This window comes from Stenotrophomonas maltophilia group sp. Smal12, assembly GCF_037079935.1.
Taxonomy (GTDB): domain Bacteria; phylum Pseudomonadota; class Gammaproteobacteria; order Xanthomonadales; family Xanthomonadaceae; genus Stenotrophomonas; species Stenotrophomonas sepilia.
The window spans coordinates 1-17,685 of sequence record NZ_JBAWUK010000068.1; the positions used below are offsets into that span (position 1 = coordinate 1).

15 protein-coding genes, 1 tRNA gene and 1 pseudogene are annotated in these 17,685 nt (G+C 66.0%); 12 read left to right on the forward strand and 5 right to left on the reverse strand.

What is annotated here, in order from left to right; genetic code table 11:
* The first annotated feature begins 114 nt into the window (after positions 1-114).
* The 3 genes from WDC87_RS20075 (at position 115) to WDC87_RS20085 (ending at position 4,988) form a co-directional block, all read left to right on the forward strand.
* Positions 115-3,090: a TonB-dependent receptor gene (locus WDC87_RS20075; RefSeq protein WP_334271124.1), complete on the forward strand. Its 2,976-nt coding sequence runs from the start codon at positions 115-117 to the stop codon at positions 3,088-3,090.
* 65 nt (positions 3,091-3,155) lie between these two features.
* Positions 3,156-4,511 (forward strand): Gfo/Idh/MocA family oxidoreductase, encoded by a 1,356-nt coding sequence (locus tag WDC87_RS20080; RefSeq protein WP_072168069.1) that lies wholly within the window; start codon positions 3,156-3,158, stop codon positions 4,509-4,511.
* Positions 4,512-4,631: 120 nt separating this feature from the next.
* Positions 4,632-4,988 carry a hypothetical protein gene (locus WDC87_RS20085; RefSeq protein WP_151354887.1) on the forward strand — a complete coding sequence of 119 codons (357 nt, stop codon included), beginning with the start codon at positions 4,632-4,634 and terminating at the stop codon, positions 4,986-4,988.
* 28 nt (positions 4,989-5,016) lie between these two features.
* Here the strand turns inward: WDC87_RS20085 and WDC87_RS20090 are convergent.
* A tRNA-Arg gene (locus tag WDC87_RS20090) sits at positions 5,017-5,093 on the reverse strand.
* A gap of 149 nt (positions 5,094-5,242) precedes the next feature.
* Between WDC87_RS20090 and ubiA the strand changes: the two genes are divergently transcribed.
* The 3 genes from ubiA (at position 5,243) to WDC87_RS20105 (ending at position 8,174) form a co-directional block, all read left to right on the forward strand.
* Positions 5,243-6,136, forward strand: coding sequence for a 4-hydroxybenzoate octaprenyltransferase (gene ubiA / locus WDC87_RS20095; RefSeq protein ID WP_005411493.1), 894 nt, complete (start codon positions 5,243-5,245; stop codon positions 6,134-6,136).
* Between the two features lie 176 nt (positions 6,137-6,312).
* Entirely contained in the window at positions 6,313-7,737 is a 1,425-nt protein-coding gene (locus WDC87_RS20100) for a TIGR00366 family protein (protein WP_170944951.1), read from the forward strand.
* A gap of 272 nt (positions 7,738-8,009) precedes the next feature.
* Positions 8,010-8,174 carry a hypothetical protein gene (locus WDC87_RS20105; protein ID WP_005414774.1) on the forward strand — a complete coding sequence of 55 codons (165 nt, stop codon included), beginning with the start codon at positions 8,010-8,012 and terminating at the stop codon, positions 8,172-8,174.
* A 54-nt stretch (positions 8,175-8,228) separates the two neighbouring features.
* Here the strand turns inward: WDC87_RS20105 and WDC87_RS20110 are convergent, their stop codons facing one another.
* Positions 8,229-8,855: a YiiX/YebB-like N1pC/P60 family cysteine hydrolase gene (locus tag WDC87_RS20110; RefSeq protein WP_188240535.1), complete on the reverse strand. Its 627-nt coding sequence runs from the start codon at positions 8,853-8,855 to the stop codon at positions 8,229-8,231.
* 205 nt (positions 8,856-9,060) lie between these two features.
* Here WDC87_RS20110 and WDC87_RS20115 point away from each other — a divergent pair, with 205 nt between their 5' ends.
* From WDC87_RS20115 to WDC87_RS20130, 4 genes are all read left to right on the forward strand, one after another.
* A complete protein-coding gene (locus tag WDC87_RS20115) occupies positions 9,061-9,585 on the forward strand; it encodes a hypothetical protein (protein ID WP_072167986.1) in 525 nt (174 codons plus the stop codon).
* A 52-nt stretch (positions 9,586-9,637) separates the two neighbouring features.
* Positions 9,638-10,210, forward strand: a complete 573-nt coding sequence (locus tag WDC87_RS20120; protein ID WP_252744828.1) for a hypothetical protein — start codon at positions 9,638-9,640, stop codon at positions 10,208-10,210.
* Between the two features lie 122 nt (positions 10,211-10,332).
* Positions 10,333-12,057, forward strand: coding sequence for a peptidoglycan-binding protein (locus WDC87_RS20125; RefSeq protein WP_252744827.1), 1,725 nt, complete (start codon positions 10,333-10,335; stop codon positions 12,055-12,057).
* A 139-nt stretch (positions 12,058-12,196) separates the two neighbouring features.
* Positions 12,197-13,609 carry a TPM domain-containing protein gene (locus WDC87_RS20130; protein ID WP_252744830.1) on the forward strand — a complete coding sequence of 471 codons (1,413 nt, stop codon included), beginning with the start codon at positions 12,197-12,199 and terminating at the stop codon, positions 13,607-13,609.
* Between the two features lies 1 nt (position 13,610).
* On the opposite strand, the gene WDC87_RS20135 is transcribed toward WDC87_RS20130, so the two are convergent.
* Genes WDC87_RS20135 through WDC87_RS20145 form a run of 3 tightly spaced genes read right to left on the reverse strand, consistent with a single transcriptional unit; the run spans position 13,611 to position 16,257 of the window.
* The gene (locus tag WDC87_RS20135; protein ID WP_252744826.1) at positions 13,611-14,282 is read right to left on the reverse strand and encodes a VOC family protein; all 672 of its coding nucleotides are present in this window, start codon (positions 14,280-14,282) and stop codon (positions 13,611-13,613) included.
* 54 nt (positions 14,283-14,336) lie between these two features.
* Positions 14,337-15,416, reverse strand: a complete 1,080-nt coding sequence (locus tag WDC87_RS20140; RefSeq protein WP_088497385.1) for an alpha/beta hydrolase — start codon at positions 15,414-15,416, stop codon at positions 14,337-14,339.
* Between the two features lie 13 nt (positions 15,417-15,429).
* On the reverse strand, positions 15,430-16,257 hold the full coding sequence (locus tag WDC87_RS20145) for an AraC family transcriptional regulator (protein WP_072167982.1): 828 nt from the start codon (positions 16,255-16,257) through the stop codon (positions 15,430-15,432).
* A gap of 186 nt (positions 16,258-16,443) precedes the next feature.
* Between WDC87_RS20145 and WDC87_RS20150 the strand changes: the two genes are divergently transcribed.
* A complete protein-coding gene (locus tag WDC87_RS20150) occupies positions 16,444-16,845 on the forward strand; it encodes a hypothetical protein (protein ID WP_014648738.1) in 402 nt (133 codons plus the stop codon).
* 216 nt (positions 16,846-17,061) lie between these two features.
* Positions 17,062-17,562, forward strand: a pseudogene (locus tag WDC87_RS20155) (TonB-dependent receptor plug domain-containing protein); the annotation flags it as partial.
* Positions 17,563-17,685: the final 123 nt, after the last annotated feature.

Consider the following 17,685-nt stretch of genomic DNA (forward strand, 5'->3'; position numbering starts at 1 on the left):
TCCCCCGCCCCATCCCGACTACGGCCCTCATGGCCGTGGCCCGGGAGCGTTTTGCCCGCCGAACGCCCACGCGCTCACTCAGTTGCGCCGCACCCTTGCCAGGAGAGAACCCCGATGTTGCCCGCCCGCCACCACCGCCCCCCCTGCCGCCCGATCGCTCCGCTGACGCTGGCCATTGCCGGCGCGCTGTTCTCGCTTGCCGCTCCTGCCTTCGCCCAGGAGAGCAAGGACAACGCCACCGACCTGGCCCGCATCGAGGTCACCGGCTCCAACATCCGCCGCACCGACGTTGAAACCGCCTCGCCGGTGCAGGTGATCAGCAAGCAGGACATCCAGAACATGGGTGCGCGCACGCTGCTGCAGGTGCTCGACAACCTGCCGGCCGCACGCCCTGCGCAGCAGGATGCGCGCTCGCTGTTCACCGGTTCCGATGGTGCCTCGCAGGCCAACCTGCGCGGGCTCGGCGCACAGGGCACGCTGGTGCTGCTGAACGGTCGCCGCCTGTCGTACTACGGTGCGCCGGCCGGCTTCCAGACCCAGTTCGTCAACATCGATGCGATCCCGGCGGCGGCCATCGAGCGCATGGAAGTGCTGACCGACGGCGCGTCGGCCGTGTACGGTACCGACGCGGTGGCCGGCGTGATCAACGTGATCACCAAGCGCAACTTCCAGGGTGCCGAGATCAGCTTCACCAACGACACCTCCTCGCGCATCGATTCCTACGGTGAGCGCCAGGCCAGCATCACCGCCGGCTTCGGTGACCTGGCCGAGAACCGCTTCAATATCTATGGCGCGGTCAACATGTACCGTCGCGACGCGATTCCGCTGAGCGATTTCTACGACAAGCGTCCGGACCAGTACTACGTCAACAACCCGAACTACCTCAACAACCTGCGCCTGGGCGTGGGCAGCAAGCCGGGCGAGTTCAACCCGGGCACCTACTTCGCCTTCGATCCGGTCACCGGCCGCCGCGTGCAGGAAGCCGCGCCGGGTTGCAAGAACGTGCTGACCAGTGAAGCGGCCGGCCCGCGTTGCGTCTGGGAAACCTGGATGAACAACGAGATCGATGCCGGCGCCAAGTCCGAGCGCAACACCGCCTACCTCAACGGCACCTTCCTGGTCGGTGACAACACCGAGATCTTCGCCGAGGCGACCTATACCGACATCGACCTGCGCGCCAACGGCGGCACGCCGCGCACCTATGGCACCACGACCGGCAACCCGACCAGCTGGTTCTCGCGCAACACCGGCAACACCGTCAACCAGTTCCTGTACCCGTTCCTGGGCCCGAACAACGAGTACAACCACGCCAGCCCGCAGTTGAAGGCCATGATGGGCGGCGTGGTCGGCCTGAACTACCTGCTGCAGGATGCCGGCCCGAACTACTTCGGCCAGCGCAATACCGACAAGAGCTACCGCGTGCTGGCCGGTGCGCGTGGCAACCGGGGTGACTGGAACTGGGAAACCGCATTCGCCAGCGCCGGTACCCACTCCACCACCTACCAGACGATCAACGTCAACACCAAGGGCTTCGAGAAGGCGTTCGGGCCGTACACGATCGATCCTGGTACCGGTCGGGTGATCATCTCCGACCACCCGGCGTACAAGTTCGGCGAGATCAGCGAAGCCAACGCCGCGTTGATCCGTGAAGCGTTCCCGACCTTCGACATCCAGTCGTGGACCCGCCTGCATACCCTGGACGGCAAGATCGAAGGACCGCTGTTCCAGCTGCCGGCGGGCGAGATGCGCGCCGCGTTCGGTTTCAACGCCAGCCGTGAGACCTTCTACACCCCGGGCAATGCCGATGCGGCCAATGGCCTGATCACCCAGCAGGGCGGCTCGTGGTTCGACGGCAAGCGCAACACCTACGCGCTGTTCGCCGAGACCGTGGCGCCGATCACCGACAAGCTGGAACTGGATGCGGCGGTGCGCGTGGACAAGTACCCGAACTTCAGCGCCAACATCGCGCCGAAGATCGGCTTCAAGTACCAGGCGTTCGATCAGCTGATGCTGCGCGGCACCTATTCCACCGGCTTCCGCGCACCGAGCCTGGCCGAGTCCGGCAACGGCGGCGTGTTCGCCCAGCTCGGTGGCTTCCGTGACGAACTGCGCTGCGGCGAGACCAACGCCATCGCCAACCTGCTGCTGAAGTCGCAGCGGCCGGGTGACGTCGACCTCGGCAAGACCCTGCTGAACGTCGACTGCAGCCGCACCGTAGCGCGCATGACCCAGCCGAACAAGGACCTGAAGCCGGAAAAGGCCAAGATCGCCACCCTCGGCTTCGTCTACGAGCCGGCAACCTGGCTGTCGGTGTCGGCCGACTACTGGTTCATCTACCGTGACAACGAAATCGTCGCGCCGGACTATCGCCGCATGGAAGACATCATCTCGATGTCGCGCTCGCCGATCACCGACAGCGACCGCGCCAACCTGGCGCAGCTGGCGGCAATGTGCGCCGATCCGGCCAGCGGCGTGAGCTGCCCGGCCACCCTGCCGGGCTACTCCGCCGGTAACGTGGCCAGCGTGGTCGGCCAGTACAAGAACCGCGGCAAGACCCTGATCGACGGCTTCGACATCGACGCGCGCAGCCGCTTCTCGCTGGGCGACTGGGGCAACCTGAACATCGGCCTGGCCGCCACCATCGCCAACCGCAACCGCTTCTACATGGACGCCGAGAACGGCTGGTACTACGGCGACGTGGTGGGCTACTACAACAACCCGCGCCTGCGTGCCACGCTCAATGCAGACTGGACCTACAAGCAGGTGACCACCAGCATGTTCGTCAACTACGTGGGTGGCACCAAGTGGGCCACCGACCAGATCGACGAAGAGAGCAACAACAAGGAAACCTGCACCGGCGGCTATCTGGCCCTGCAGAAGAGCAAGTGCGATGGTGCACCGTCGTGGTGGACCGCCAACATGAGCGTCACCTGGCGCCCGGACGATGCGTGGAACCTGAGCTTCACCGTCAAGAACCTGTTCAACCGCCTGCCGTTCTACGATCCGAACAGCTTCCTGGGTGACTCCAGTGACTACGCCACCATCTTCGGCCGTGGTTACAGTGTGACCATCGGCTACCGGTTCAAGTAATTCCGTTTGCGTGACCTGGCGTGCCGGCTGCGGCCGGCACGCTGCCAAGAGGAGAGATGTTTGCCATGAAGCGTAGGGAATTCATCGCGGCCAGTGCCGCTGTCGCCGCCAGCAGCCTGCTGCCGCAGACCCCGGCATGGGCACGGGGGGGCAAAGTGCGCCTGGCCATGATCGGTACCGGCATGCGTGGGCTGGTGCTGCTGAAGGAGCTGGTACGTCGCGACGACGTCGAAGTGGTTGCCCTGTGCGACATCGAGCCGATCATGCTGGGCCGTGCCACAGAGATGGTGGCGAAGGCCGGCAAGCCCGCGCCGAAGACCTATGGCCAGGATCGTGATACCAACGCGTGGAAGCGCCTGCTGGAACAGAAGGGCATCGATGGCGTGATCATCGCCACGCCGTGGGAGTACCACGCACCGATGGCGATTGCCGCGATGCAGGCCGGCGTGGCCGTGGGCTGTGAAGTGGTGGCCGGCATCACCCTGCAGGACCACTGGGACGTGCTGAAGACCCAGCTGAGCACCGGCACCCCGTACATGCTGCTGGAGAACGTCTGCTACCGCCGCGACGTGATGGCCGCGCTGCAGATGGTGCGCCAGGGCCTGTTCGGCGAACTGGTGCATCTGCAGGCCGGCTACCAGCACGACCTGCGCGGCGTGAAGTTCAATTCCGGCGACCCCAACCAGCCCTACGACAGCGGCGTGGAGTTCGGTCCGAAGGGCTGGAGCGAAGCTCGCTGGCGCACCGAGCATTCGGTGGAACGCAATGGTGAGCTGTACCCCAGCCACGGCATCGGCCCCTGTGCGATGTACACCGGCATCAACCGTGGCAACCGCTTCACCCACATCAACGCCTTCGCGACCAAGGCACGCGGCCTGCACGAATACACCGTGGCCAAGAGTGGTGGCACCACCCACCCCAGCACCCAGGTGAAGTTCAAGCTCGGCGATATCGTCACCACCACGCTGGCCTGCGAGAACGGCGAGACCATCCTGCTGCAGCACGACACCTCGCTGCCGCGCCCGTATTCAATGGGTTTCCGTGTGCAGGGCACCAAGGGCCTGTGGATGGACGTGAACCATTCGATCCACATCGAAGGCCGCAGCCCGCCGCACCAGTGGGAAGAGTTCAAGAAGTACCAGGACGAGTACGAGCACCCACTGTGGAAGCAGAATGCCGACACCGCCGCCAGCGCCGGCCACGGCGGCATGGACTGGTTCGTCATCCATGCATTTGTTGAAGCGCTCAAAGCCAAGGCACCGATGCCGATCGACATCTACGACGCGGTGACCTGGAGTGCGATCACCCCGTTGAGCGAGCAGTCGATCGCCAACGGTTTCCAGACGCTGGAGTTCCCGGACTTTACTGCTGGTGCGTGGAAGACGCGCAAGCCGATCTTCGCGTTCGACGGGAAGTACTGATCTGCTCTTGTAAAGTCGAGCCATGCTCGACTGCTTTGAAGCCAACGCCGGGCCATGCCCGGCGTTACTGCATCGGCAGTATGCTGTGGCAGCCATCAGGAAGAGGAACGGAGGCTGCGCATGCAATGGATGACCTTCAGCTGTCCGCTCTGCGGCGCTGCCGGGCAACGGTTTCCACTGCGCTCTGCAGGCAAACGCCAGGCGAGGACGGCATGCTGCGGGTGTGGCGTGGTGCTGCGCTCGGACCCACGCCTGGGCATGCATTCGCTCTATCTGCTGTACACACAGTTCATCGCCATGCTGGCTGGATTTCCCATGATCTGGGCCTACACCCTGGGTCGATGGTTCTGGCTGACGGCGATCTGGGCCCTGGTATCGGCGCTGTGCTGGCTGCCCGGCATGATCAGGCATGCACGCAGCCGGATCTGCCGCGCCACGCCGGATCCGAATCGAAGCTACGCTCGACGCAGGCCCTAGGGACCGGAACGGGGGGATAGAAAGAACATGGCGCGCCCGGAGGGATTCGAACCCCCGACCAATGGCTTCGGAAGCCACTACTCTATCCGGCTGAGCTACGGGCGCGTTGTAGAACCGCCGCGCCGTCGGCCAGTGCCGGGGCGGGCATCGCACCGCCATGAAGCGGTGCGGGACGGGCATTCTATCCAGTTTCGCCGAACAAATCTCCCCCCACCGGCAAAGCCCTGCCAGAAGGGCAGGAGTATCCTATCGCCATGGCTGATACCCCCCTCACTTCGCCGCAGTCGCCGGCGACGCCGCGTTGGCGGCATTACTGGAGTCTGATGCGCGCTGATCGCCCGATCGGCACGTTGCTGCTGCTGTGGCCCACGTGGTGGGCGTTATGGCTGGCTGCCGGTGGCCTGCCGCCGCTGTGGACGCTGTTCGTGTTCACCGCCGGCGTGTGGCTGACCCGCTCGGCCGGTTGCGTCATCAACGACTACGCTGACCGCTGGCTCGACCCGCATGTGGAGCGCACCAAGGCGCGGCCGCTGGCCACCGGCGCGATCAGCGGCCGTGCCGCGCTGGCGTTGTTCGCCGTGCTGATGCTGGTGGCGTTCGGCCTGGTGCTGACCCTGAACGGGCTGACCATCGGCCTGAGCTTCATCGGCGTGTTCCTGGCCGCCAGCTATCCGTACCTGAAGCGCTACACCCATCTGCCGCAGGTCTACCTGGGCATGTCGTTCGGCTGGGGCATCCCGATGGCGTTCGCCGCCGTGCAGGGCGAGGTGCCGATGCTGGGCTGGCTGCTGTATGCCGGCAACATCCTGTGGTCCACCGCCTACGACACCTGGTATGCCATGGTCGACCGCGAGGACGACCTGAAGATGGGCTCGCACTCCACCGCGATCCTGTTCGGTGATCTCGATCTGGTCATCCAGGGCGTGCTGTACGCGCTGTTCCTGGCCACCATGGCGCTGGTTGGCGTGCGCGGCGGGCTGGGTGGCTACTACCTGGCCGGCGTGGCCGTGGCCACCGCGCTGGTGGTGTACGAATTCTGGATCTGCCGCAACCGCGAGCGCGGCCCGTGTTTCAAGGCGTTCCTGCACAACAACTGGGTCGGCGCCGCGCTGTTTGCCGGTATCGCCGTGGACTTGGCGCTGCGTTGAGAAGCGCAGCCGAGCGTGGGCTCGGCTCTACAGCTGACAGTGCTTCTGTAGCGCCCGAGCCCATGCTCGGGCGGCGGCGCACAGCGCCGGGCCTTCCGCCACCTACGACCAATAGGTGGCTGACAGCCCGCACCCCACCGCCCAGAATCGGTCCATCGAACCTGGGAGGGTAGGCGATGGCCTCGACGGCAGCAGTACAGGACGGCTGGATGGCGCGCGCAGCGCTGCGCTCGGCGGCCTGGGCGGAAAAGTGGTTCCCTGACGCGTACGTGTTCGCGGTGCTGGGCGTGGTCATTGTCGCGCTGGCCGCGATGGGCTTCGGTTCGACCCCGCAGGCCACCGCCAGCGCCTTCGGTGACGGCTTCTGGAGCCTGATTCCCTTCACCATGCAGATGGCCTTCGTGGTCATCGGCGGCTACGCCGTGGCCACCGCGCCGGTGGTCGCACGCTTCATCGACTTCCTGGCCCGGGTGCCGCGCACCGGTCGCGGTGCGGTGGTGTACGTGGGCCTGGTCAGCATGCTCGCCTCGCTGCTCAGCTGGGGCTTCTCGCTGGTGTTCGGTGGCCTGCTGGTCCGCGCGCTGGCCCGTCGCACCGAACTGCGCATGGACTACCGCGCCGCCGGTGCGTCGGCCTATCTCGGCCTGGGCGCAGTGTGGGCGATGGGGCTGAGCTCGTCGGCCGCACAGTTGCAGGCCAACCCGGCCAGCATGCCGCCGGGCCTGGTGGAGATCACCGGCGTTCTGCCGTTCACCGAAACCATCTTTCTGTGGCAGTCGATCGCCCTGACCGCAGTGCTGATCCTTGTCTCGCTGCTGATCGCCTGGCTGACCGCGCCTGCAGCCGGCAGTGCGCGTACCGCCGAGGAATTTCCCGGCGCTGCGCAGGCCGAGCCGGAACCGCTGCAGCGACGCACGCGCCCGGGCGAATGGCTGGAATACAGCCCGCTGCTGACCGTGCTGCTCTCGCTGCTGGCGTTCGGCTGGCTGTTCAACGAGTTCGCCAACAAGCCGGTGGTCACTGCCATCGCCAACCTCAACACCTACAACTTCCTTTTCATTTCGCTGGGCCTGCTGCTGCACTGGCGCCCGCGCAGCTTCCTCAACGCTGTGGCCAAGGCGGTGCCGAGCACCACCGGCGTGCTGATCCAGTTCCCGCTGTACGGCGGTATCGCGATGATCCTCACCCACGCCGCCGGTGGTGACGGGCAGACCCTGGCGCACCGGCTGTCGAGCCTGTTCGTGCACGTGGCCAGCACCGATAGCTTCGCGCTGGTGATGGGCATCTACTCGGCGGTGCTGGGCTTCTTCGTGCCGTCCGGTGGCGGCAAGTGGATCATCGAGGCGCCGTACGTGATGCAGGCCGCCAACGAGCTGAAGGCGCACCTGGGCTGGGCAGTGCAGGTCTACAACGCGGCCGAAGCGCTGCCGAACCTGATCAACCCGTTCTGGATGCTGCCATTGCTGGGCGTGCTGGGGCTGAAGGCACGCGACATCGTGGGCTTCACCTTCATCCAGTTGCTGGTGCACATCCCGCTGGTGCTGGGCCTGTTGTGGCTGCTGGGCATGACCCTGGCGTATGTGCCGCCGGTGATGCCGTGAGTGCAGGGCTGGCGTCCGTGCGCGAGCAGGACGCCAGCTCCGTTCAGCGCGTGTTTCCAGCAGAGCACGCCATGAATGCGCGCAGTCGGGCTGACGGCATGAGCACATGCCGAACCCATATGAATCCTTCATCGGCTTGTGCCGCAAGGGGCTTTGCCCGTTCATTCACGCGCGTACACACCAATGTAGCCGCCCACCAACGCGCGATTAACTCTTCGCTGCAGACGATGGTCCCGTCCACCGCATTCCGCGTGTGGCTTTGGAGATCGGACATGGCACAGCAGAACCAGAACCCGAACCAGAAGCAGCAGGGCCAGCAGAACCAGCAGGATCAGCAGCAGGGGCGTGGCCGCGACCAGCAGCAGCAACAGCAGCAGGAACAGCAGCAGCGCAACCAGCGCAACCAGCAACAGGGTGGGCAGGACGAGGAGGAGTGACTTCGGTACCCACTTCCTGTGATGCGCGAAGCCCCGCCCCGTGCGGGGCTTCGCTTATTCCAGCACGCCAATGCGTTGCAGCACCGGCGCTGCTGACATGTCGTTCGGATTGGTGCCCGGCTGATCCTGCGGCACCTCCATGCCCATGCCGCGGTAGAGATCGACCCAGTGCTGTGCGATCTGCCCGGTCTTCGGGTTGCGGAAGTTCATCGGCTGCAGTGCGAACACATGGTGCGCACGGAACGCGCGCTCGATGAAGTCCGAGCAGTAGTAGCTGTCCTCGTTCAACACGTATGACGTGTTGTAGGGTTTGCCCAGCATCGTGCGTGCGGTCGCGATCGCATCCTTGATGGCAGCCTGCTGCGATGCGTGCAGGCGATAGACCACGATCTGCCGCTGCTTGCCTCGGGCGTCCTCGCGGAACTGATCCAGCGCCTGCCGGCGCGAGCCTTTCTCGTCCGCATGCAGTACCTCCCAGCCGTCTGGCGCCGCAGCGACCAGGGCCACGTGATCGAAGCTGGGTGCGCCCTGCTTGCCGGTGGCATCGTCGATGGCCGCGCTCAGGCCGGCATGGCCGGCGGTGACGAACAGCAGATCGCCTTCCCGGACCTCCAGCGCGGCCGCACCACCAGGCCACAGCGTTGGCAGCAGCAGGGAGAGGGCAAGCAGGAATGCGCGCATGGGGCCAGGGTCGAAGCGTGTGCGGCGTAGTCTAACGGCTGCTGCGATGACGTTGATTTCAGTATTAGTGTGATATTAGTCTCAATTCAGCATGTCGGGATATTCCTGACAGCGGATGTTGAAACTGAATTGACCGAGGCATGGCTATCCTTGCCTCCCTACCGCGCCGGAACCGCGCGCGACCGCCCGGAATCAGGAGGATCCCGTGAACCAGCTCCGCCCCGTTGCCCTGCTTGCGCTTGCCCTGGGGCTTGCGCTGTCCGGCTGCAAGCCTGCGCCCCAGGCAGCCCCCGCTGACGCCGCCGTACCGGCTCCGACCAGCACAGCCGCCGCCACGGCGCCGGCCACGCCGGTTGCCGCAGTCCCGGCAGACGCGTCTGCCAGTTGCCCCCATCCGGTCTTCGACGACTTCCTCAAGCATTTCGGCAACGAGATCGCGCTGCAGGAAACGTCCACTGCCGATCCGCTGCTGGACAGCCACATCGACAGCGAAGCCGAGCCGGAGCCACGCAAGGTGGAGGAGAAGGTGCCGCTTGCCAAGGTCGAATGGCCGGTGATGCCGGACCCGGCCACGCTGCAGCGCCAGGGCCGCGAGATGCAGGTCACCCGCCTGCCCGATGGCCAGGTACAGGTGCAGATGCGCACTCCCGATACCAGCGACCAGCAGATCTACACCTTTGCCCAGAAGCCGTGCTGGCAACTGGTCAAGCGTGAGGACGAATCGATCTGACCCCTGAGCAACCGCCTGCGGGCGGTCGTGTGATTCACCCAAGGAGCCCCGCATGCGTCTGTCTCCCGTTGCCCCCGTACTGGCCCTGATGCTTGCTGCCTGCAGCGGCCCTGAGGCGGCTGCACCGGCGGCCCCTGCTTCCACTGACCCGGCAGCGACGCCGGCCGCACCTGCGGCTGCCGTTGCGGACCATTCCACCTCTCTTACGCGCGACGAGACCGGCATGCATATCGATTGCCAAGGCACCCGCCTGCACCTGGCGGCCCAGCCCACCCAAGACACGGACGCTTCCCGGCTGACCACGCTGGAAATTGAAAAGGACGGCGCACGCCAGGCCATTGCTGCGCCCAAGGAGATGGACGGCTATACCGCCGTTGGCCTGGCCTGCGTGCAGGACCGCAGCGGTACGCCGTACTTCGTCGTGCAGTACGGTGAACTGCCGTTCGGCTGCAGCTTCTGCGAGTGGTACTACCTGTACGACGCCAGTGGCCGCCAGTTGACCCACAGCACACCGCCGCTGCGCGGCGCGGAAGGCGAGGAGCAGGAGCCCAACAACGACGAGTACGAGAAGTTGATCGACTCGCTCGGCATCAGGCACCCGGAGGTGAACTACATCGAAGACTGAGCGCAGCGGCAGGACGTCGCACGCGCGCTGTGAACGCAGCACTGCAGTACCGCAGTACCAGAAGTACCAGGAGCAGTACCCCTTAAGGAAATCCCCCTTTTCATAGAATGGATAGCACAGACATGGCAGATATCTACCAGGACATGGTCCAGCCCCGCGGGGCGGCCTACAGCAGTGACCGCATCAAACCGTGGAGCCACTACCGCGAGCCGATCGACCAGAGCGACGGCCGCCTGCATGGCAACTCCCGCCGGTGGGGCGATGCGACCCCGGAAGTACAGTCACGGGTGATCGACACGATCATCGAGTCGGCGCGCGAGAAGGGCCTGACCCCGCGCGAAACGGCGCACGTACTGGCCATCGCCCGCGTTGAATCGGGCTTCAACCCCGATGCCGCCGCTGGCACCACCTCGGCCTCGGGCCTGGGCCAGTTCATTGACAAGACCGGCAACCACTACCACCTCAACAACCGCAACCGCTTCGACGTCGGCGCACAGTCCGATGCACTGGTTGACCATTACATCGATAACCGCACGCTGGCGCACAAGCGCGGCCAGGGTGAGGAGTACATCTACAAGTACCATCACGACGGCCCGACCCGTGATTACGGCGGCCTCGCCCTGTCTGAAAAGAAAGTGATGCCGTACGTGGACAAGTACGAGCGGTTCGTGGAGCAGCGCCTGGGACTGACCCACGGCCAGTCCCAGGGCAGCCACGCGGCCCCCGCCGTAGCTGCGGCCACGCACGCGCAGGCCAAGCCGGCAGCGGTGCATGCCGAAGGCCAGACCCGCACCTTCGAGCAGACGATGCAGGTGATGCTGCCCCCGCAAAACGGGGTCAAGCCGCACATTACCGGTGAGTTCGGCGAACACCGCGCGCACAAGCCGCACGGTGGCACCGACTTCAACTATGTCGGCGGCCAGCACGGCCGTAATCTGCAGCACCCGACCGTCAACGCGCCGATCTCCGGAACGGTGACGTTCGTCGGTGGCGACTATGGTACGGTGAAGATCAGGGATGCACAGGGCAACTCGCACGAGATCCTGCACCTGCAGTCGACCCAGGTGAAGGAAGGCCAGCCGATCAAGGCGGGTGAGCCGATCGGTACCATGGGCGGCCGTGGCCCGGGCGGTGCGGGTCAGTATGCCCAGCACGTGCATTACCAGTTGAAGGATCCGCACGGCAAGCTGATCAGCCCGCAGGACTTCTGGGACCACGGCAAGCTGAAGGAAACCGGCAAGGGTGGCCATTCGCATGACGCCGACCACAACGGTGTGCTGCGCCAGGGGGCCAAGGGCGAGGAAGTGACTGCGCTGCAGAAGGAACTCAACCGCCTGGGCGTGCGCGACGGCCAAGGCAACCCGCTGAGCGAGGACGGCAAGTTCGGTGCCAATACCAGGGACGCACTGATCGCCTACCAGAAGCAGCACGGGCTCTCCGCCGATGGCGTGGCGGGTCCGGCGACGCTGGGCAAGCTGGCCGAAGGCCGCAGCCATGCCGAGGCGGCGCCGAAGGGGCCGCAACTGGGCGACAAGGCGCATCCGGATACGCCGCTGCACAATGCGATCCGCGGCCACATGCCGGGCATGATCTGCAACGAGATGAGCGCGCATGTGACCGCCCAGGCCAAGGCCGCCGGCATCGATTCGCCGGAAAAGCTGCAGGGCGTCACCGTGCAGGATGGCAAGGCCTTCGTCGTGGGCACCGTTCCCGGCTTCCGTACTGCGGTGGACATGACCCAGACGGCACCGAGCCTGCAGGAGACCAGCGCTGCAATGCTGGCCAAGCACGAGCCTTCGCAGCAACACGTGCAGGACGAGCAGCAGCGGGTGGCCATGGGCCGTTAACCACTGCGTGTGAAGAAGTGTGTGGTAAAGGAGGCCGGCCGGAGTAATCCGGCCGGCTTTTCCGTTCATGGGGCAAGGACATACACGGATGCCGTTTCGCATGATGCACAGCACCGCCATTGCAAGGCACGGCGTCCACATGAGCCGGGTGCTGCGGTGGCGCAACGCATGGCAGTGGGGAGGGCTGGCACTGCTGCTCTGGCTGTTGCCACTGCCAGTGCTGGCGGCGGTCCCGATTCCGGCACTGGACGACCCGGTGGTGGACACCGCCAACGCGCTGTCCGCCAGCACCCGCGCAACGCTGCGCGAGCAGGCATTGCAGCTGCAGGCACGCAAAGGCGCGCAACTGCAGGTGCTGGTGGTGCCCAGTGTTGGCGATGACGGCATCGAAGCCTTTGCACAGCGTGTCTTCGACCAGTGGCAGCTGGGCCGCGCCGGTGTCGATGACGGGGTGTTGCTGCTGGTGGCGGTGCAGGACAGGCGCGTACGCATCCAGACCGGCTATGGCCTGGAAGGCACCATTCCCGATGCCTATGCCGCGCGCATCATCGACGAAGCGATCGTGCCGCGCCTGCGCGAAGGAGACCTGGACCAGGGCATGCTGGATGGCAGCAAGGTGCTGGTGGCGCTGATCGATGGCGAGCCGCTGCCGGCCCAGGAGGATTCATCCGCACGCAACCTGTTGCCAGCGGATTGGCGCACAGGGGATTCGGTCGTTGCCCTGACGTTGCTGGTGGGGTTCCTGGCCGGTCTGTGGCGATCACCACCGCGCCTGCTGGCCACCAGGACCGAGGCCGAGTCCAGCGGTAAACGCCGTGAGCGGCGGCGCAAGGCACTGGCAGCCAATGCGGCAATGCCCAGGCCGAAACGGCCGACATTGCCTGCCTGGGTCAGGCCGTTGCTGGTAACGGCGGTGATGGCCGCTGGGTTGGTTTCGGCGACGCTGCTGCTGCCGCGGCATGTGCTGCCTGCGCTGTTCTTCGTGCTGTTACCCGCCGTACCGGTGGCGGCGCTGCTGGGGTGGTGCTGGCGTCGCAGCCGTGGTGTGCGCATCGTGCTGTGCGGCATGTTGGCCGTCAGTATCGGATTCTTTGTGGTGATGCTGGTCCGTGGTCAGTTGCCGCCCAGCCTTGCCCTGCACACGTTGCTGAACCTGGCGGTCGCCATTGCCGCCATGCTGGTGTTCTTCCTAGTGCAGGCCGGCCGCGCGCGCTGGCGGAAGAACCGCAACAGCTTCGCCGTGCGCCTGGTGGTGCTGGTGCTGTTGACCGGCGGCTATGCGCTGGGCGCGCTGCTGGTCATCGACCGGGCCAACGATGAGAACGCACGCGTGTTGGCGACGATCGTGTCCAGCGTAGGCTCGCTGTTCCTGTACTTCATCTGGGTGTTCACCCTGCTGCCCGGCGAAAAAGCACGCAGCGGACGAAGGTCGTCCCAAGGCTACCGTTCCTCGTCCAGCACCTCGTCGTCGAGTTCGTCCTCAAGCAGTTCCGGCGGCTGGTCCGGTGGCGGTGGCCGCAGCGGCGGCGGCGGCGCTTCGGGCAGCTGGTAGCTCAGGCCGCCCACACCCGCCAGCCCAGCGCGGCATCGCGCAGTTTGCCGCTGCCGCTCACATCACCCACCTGCAGCTGCACGCCCTGCGCACTGGGCAGGTCCTTCTGCTCGGGGAACCAACGACGGTCGGCGGCGACGATGATCAGCAGGCCCTCGTCGTCGCCCATCGGCGCGAACTGCGGCGACGGCGGGCTGATCGGCTGCAGGCCGAAGCGCTGGCTGGACTGTTCGCGCACCGCATCGACATCGTGGCTGGGCAGGCCAACCTCGCTCAGGCAGGTCAGCTCGCTGCCATGGAACACGCCTTCGCGCGCGCTGGCCGGCAAGCGACGGCGGCCGATCAGTTCAAGGATCAGGCCGTCCGGGCCGGTGAAGTACACCGACTGCGACTGCCAGCTGCTCTCCAGCGCGAAGTAATCCAGGCCCTCAGGATTACGTTGCAGCGGGGTACGTTCGCGCAACCAGGCCATCGCCTCGCCGAAGCGGTTGTCCGGTACGTTGAAGGCCAGGTGCACGCCACCGACGGGGTGATCACCCGCCGCCTGCAGTTCGATCGTGCTCCAGCCGATGTGCACATGGTTGCCGACCACGCGCTGCTGCAGCACATCGTGGAAATACGCGGCGACGGTGGCGACGTCGGACACCGGCAGGGTGAGGTGAAGCAGGCGCATGACCGATTCTCCATGGACGCGCTCACTGTAGCGCTGGGGACTGCCCGGCGGCCACTAGCGCAGTGACTGGTTGAAGAATCGTATTGCGGCGTCCACTGCCTGCGCGTGGGTCTGCGCCTTCGGCACCGATGTGCTGCACAGGTCCTGCAGCCGCTGTTGTCCGGTCGGGGTGCATGCGGCGAGGAAATCGTAATGGCCGACACCGGGCAGCACCTGCAGTGCAGCGCCCGCAATCGCCGCACGCGCAGCCTCGCCATTGGTCTGTGGTGGCGCGACCGTGTCCGCTTGGCCCAGCACGACCGACACCGGCTGTTTCAGCGAGGAGAGCTGCTCGGGCGCAAAGGCCTGCACGATTGCCGGCGCCAGCAGGAACACCGCGCGCACGCCGGGAATGGCGCGTGCGTCGTTGGCGTGGGACATCCATGGCGATAGCTCGGGCGACGCCGCAGCGGCAACGCGCGCCTCCATCGTGTGCGTTGCCGCCTCCTGTTGGGGCCGGCAGACGCCGTCATCCGGATGTGCGGTACAGAAGTCCCGCAATCGCTGCAGGTCCGGTCGCGCACCGGCTGCCAGCAGCGCGGTGTAGCCACCGGCCGAGAAGCCGGCGACCCCCAGGCGCTCAGGATCGACATGCGGGCCCAGCACCGGATCAGCTTGCACGGCCGCCAGTGCGGCACGCAGGTCATCGGCGCGCAACCAGGTCAGAAGGCTGCCGGGCAGGGTCATGGTGTCAACGCCGTTGTTGCCTGGATGATCCACCGCAATCACCAGATATCCGGCCCGCGCCAGCGCCGTGCCCAGCCAACCCATCATGCGCGCGCTGCCGCCGTTGCCATGCGAGAGCAGCAGGGTCGGCAGGCGATCTCCCGCGACCGGCGCATCCTTGGCCGACCGGCCGACGTGGAACAGCGGCGCGTCGGGTGGACCGATGGTCAGCGCGCTTTCGCGGCTGCCGGCCTGTGCCGGATACCAGACCGTGTAGCGCAGCGCGTCGCGGTGCCCTGCGTCGCGCACGGCGGCGCTGGCCAGCGTCGTCGTGCCGTGGCGCTCGCCGGCGACGCCGCTTTCGCGGGCGGCGCCGGTGATTGTAAACGCCATCAGCATCGCTCCCAGCACAGCAGCGGTCATGCGCATCTTCAACTCCTTGTCAGTGGTGACGTTCTTCCACCGGCAGCCAGATCTCCACGCCGCCGTTGCCGCTGTGCTCGTCGAACCGGGCGTCGTAGCGCTCCAGGTCCGGCGCATCGGCAAGGCTCAGGTTGGACGCAGGGAGATAATGATCCAGCAACCAGAACCAGGTCGAGCGGATGGCCGAGATGTGTCCGCCGTGCCAAGCCACCAGGTAGCGGCGCGCCGGGATGTCCACGCGTCGCCAGTGCGCAGGCACGCTCGGCACCGTGCTTGCCGGTAGTGCCGCAATGTAGTCGAAGCCACCATCGTCATCACTGTTGCAGCACACGCCGAAGCTGACCGGTGCCGGCGTCGGCCACTCGCGGTTGAGCTGGGCCCATTGGCCCGGAATCGCGCCGCTGCTGTCGCGGGTATGCCGCATGCCGACGCCTGCCAGCTGGAACGCGGGCGTATCGAGCAGCCGGGGGGCTTCAATGCAGGCTGACGGGGCCTCGTCCAGGCGGATCGCCTGCACCAGCGTCAGCCCATCGGTGCCCTGTTCGCGTACCCGTTCCGGTGTCTGCCCGAACTGTTCGCTAAAGGCACGGGTGAAGGCAGCATGGGTGGTGTAGCCGGCCCCCAGCGCCACCTGCAGGATGTCGCCCGCGCCGTTGGCCAACCGCTGCGCGGCAGCGGTCAGGCGGCGCCCGCGAAGGTAGCGCACCACCGAGGTGCCGGTGCGGGCCTGGAACAGGCGTGACAGATGAAACGGCGACAGGCCGGCCGCAGCGGCGATGTCGGCCAGCGCCAATGGCTGGTCCGCATGGGTTTCGATGTACCACAACGCCTTGCCTGCCGCGCTCATCCTGCCGTTCCCCGCATCCAATGCCGGCACAGTAGCGGATCGGCAGGCGCGGCGTTTAGCAGTTCTTGCGCTGCCGGGGCTTTGCGTCTGCCTGCGTACCGGCAACAATGCGTGCTTCATGGACGTGATGGGGGGCAGGGAGATGCGATCGACGACGGGGGATGCCAGGCCAGCGGAGCCCGGCCGATGATCGAGATGATCGAAATGCTGCTTGCCCTCTGGGTACTTCCCAGTCTGTTGACCCTGGCGCTGATGCTGCTGATGTTGTTCGGCGCGCCACGGTGGCGCGGCAACCCCTGGGTGTACCGTGTCGGCTTCGCGTTGCTGGGTGGGTTTCTGACACCGACGTTGTTGGGGGCCGGTCACGGTGGGTTGCCGTGCGCGACTATCGGCGGGCTGGTGATGATACTGACGCAGCTGCAATGGATCGGCGATCTGCAGGTCGACTTCATGGGGATCGGGATTCGCAACAGGGGCATCTGGATCATGTCCACCCCCGCCTTGGTGGTGTTCGCCGCCATGATGTTCGTTCCGCTGCGAACGGCACGGCCGGCCCGATTCGGCTTTGGCGACGACGCCAACGGCTAGCCGCTGTGTGCGGGGTGGGGCGTGGGTCTGCATTGCCACCCATGCATGGCGTGGATCTACGGATGAGTCCTGGCAGGGGCCAACCTTGGTTGGCGCATCAAGCTGTCGTACTGACGTCATGCCTCCTTCACACATCGCGCCGAGACTGCGCGCCTTGTCCAGGCCTGTTGTGTGCGCACAGGTGCTGGCCCTGTCGCGCCCTCCCGGAGCCCTGCCGTGCATCGTTCGAAGCTTTCGCGTTCCATCCTCCTTGCCCTTTGCATGGCCAGCGCAGGAGGCGCGATTGCAGCGGAGGCCGATGCGGTCGATGCCGCCGGCGGCAGCCGCGCCGTGCCCACCCAGCTCGATGCGATGCTGGTCACCGGTACCCGCGCGTCCAACCGCACCCAGTTCGAAACGCTGGCGCCGGTGGACGTGTTCACCAAGGAAGACATCAGGTCCGTTGAATCCACCGACCTGAAGGACGTGCTGGCCCAGCTGGTGCCGTCGTTCGTGGTGCAGCGCCTGCCGATGGCGGACGGCCAGGTGTTCGTGCGTCCGGCCACGCTGCGTGGCCTGTCGCCGGACCAGACCCTGGTGCTGGTCAACGGTCGCCGCTTCCATCGCAGCGCGCTGCTCGGCAACCGCGGTGCGCAGGCCGCTGATCTGGCACAGATTCCCACCAGTGCGATCAAGCGCATCGAAGTGCTGCGCGATGGTGCGTCGGCGCAGTATGGACCGGCCAGCCTTTCGTAGACATCCGGTTGCCATAATTGATGGCAATGACCGAGGTGTTTATGGGCAACAGCAAGCAGTACACGGATGAGTTCCGGGCAGAGGCGGTGAAGCAGGTGATCGAGC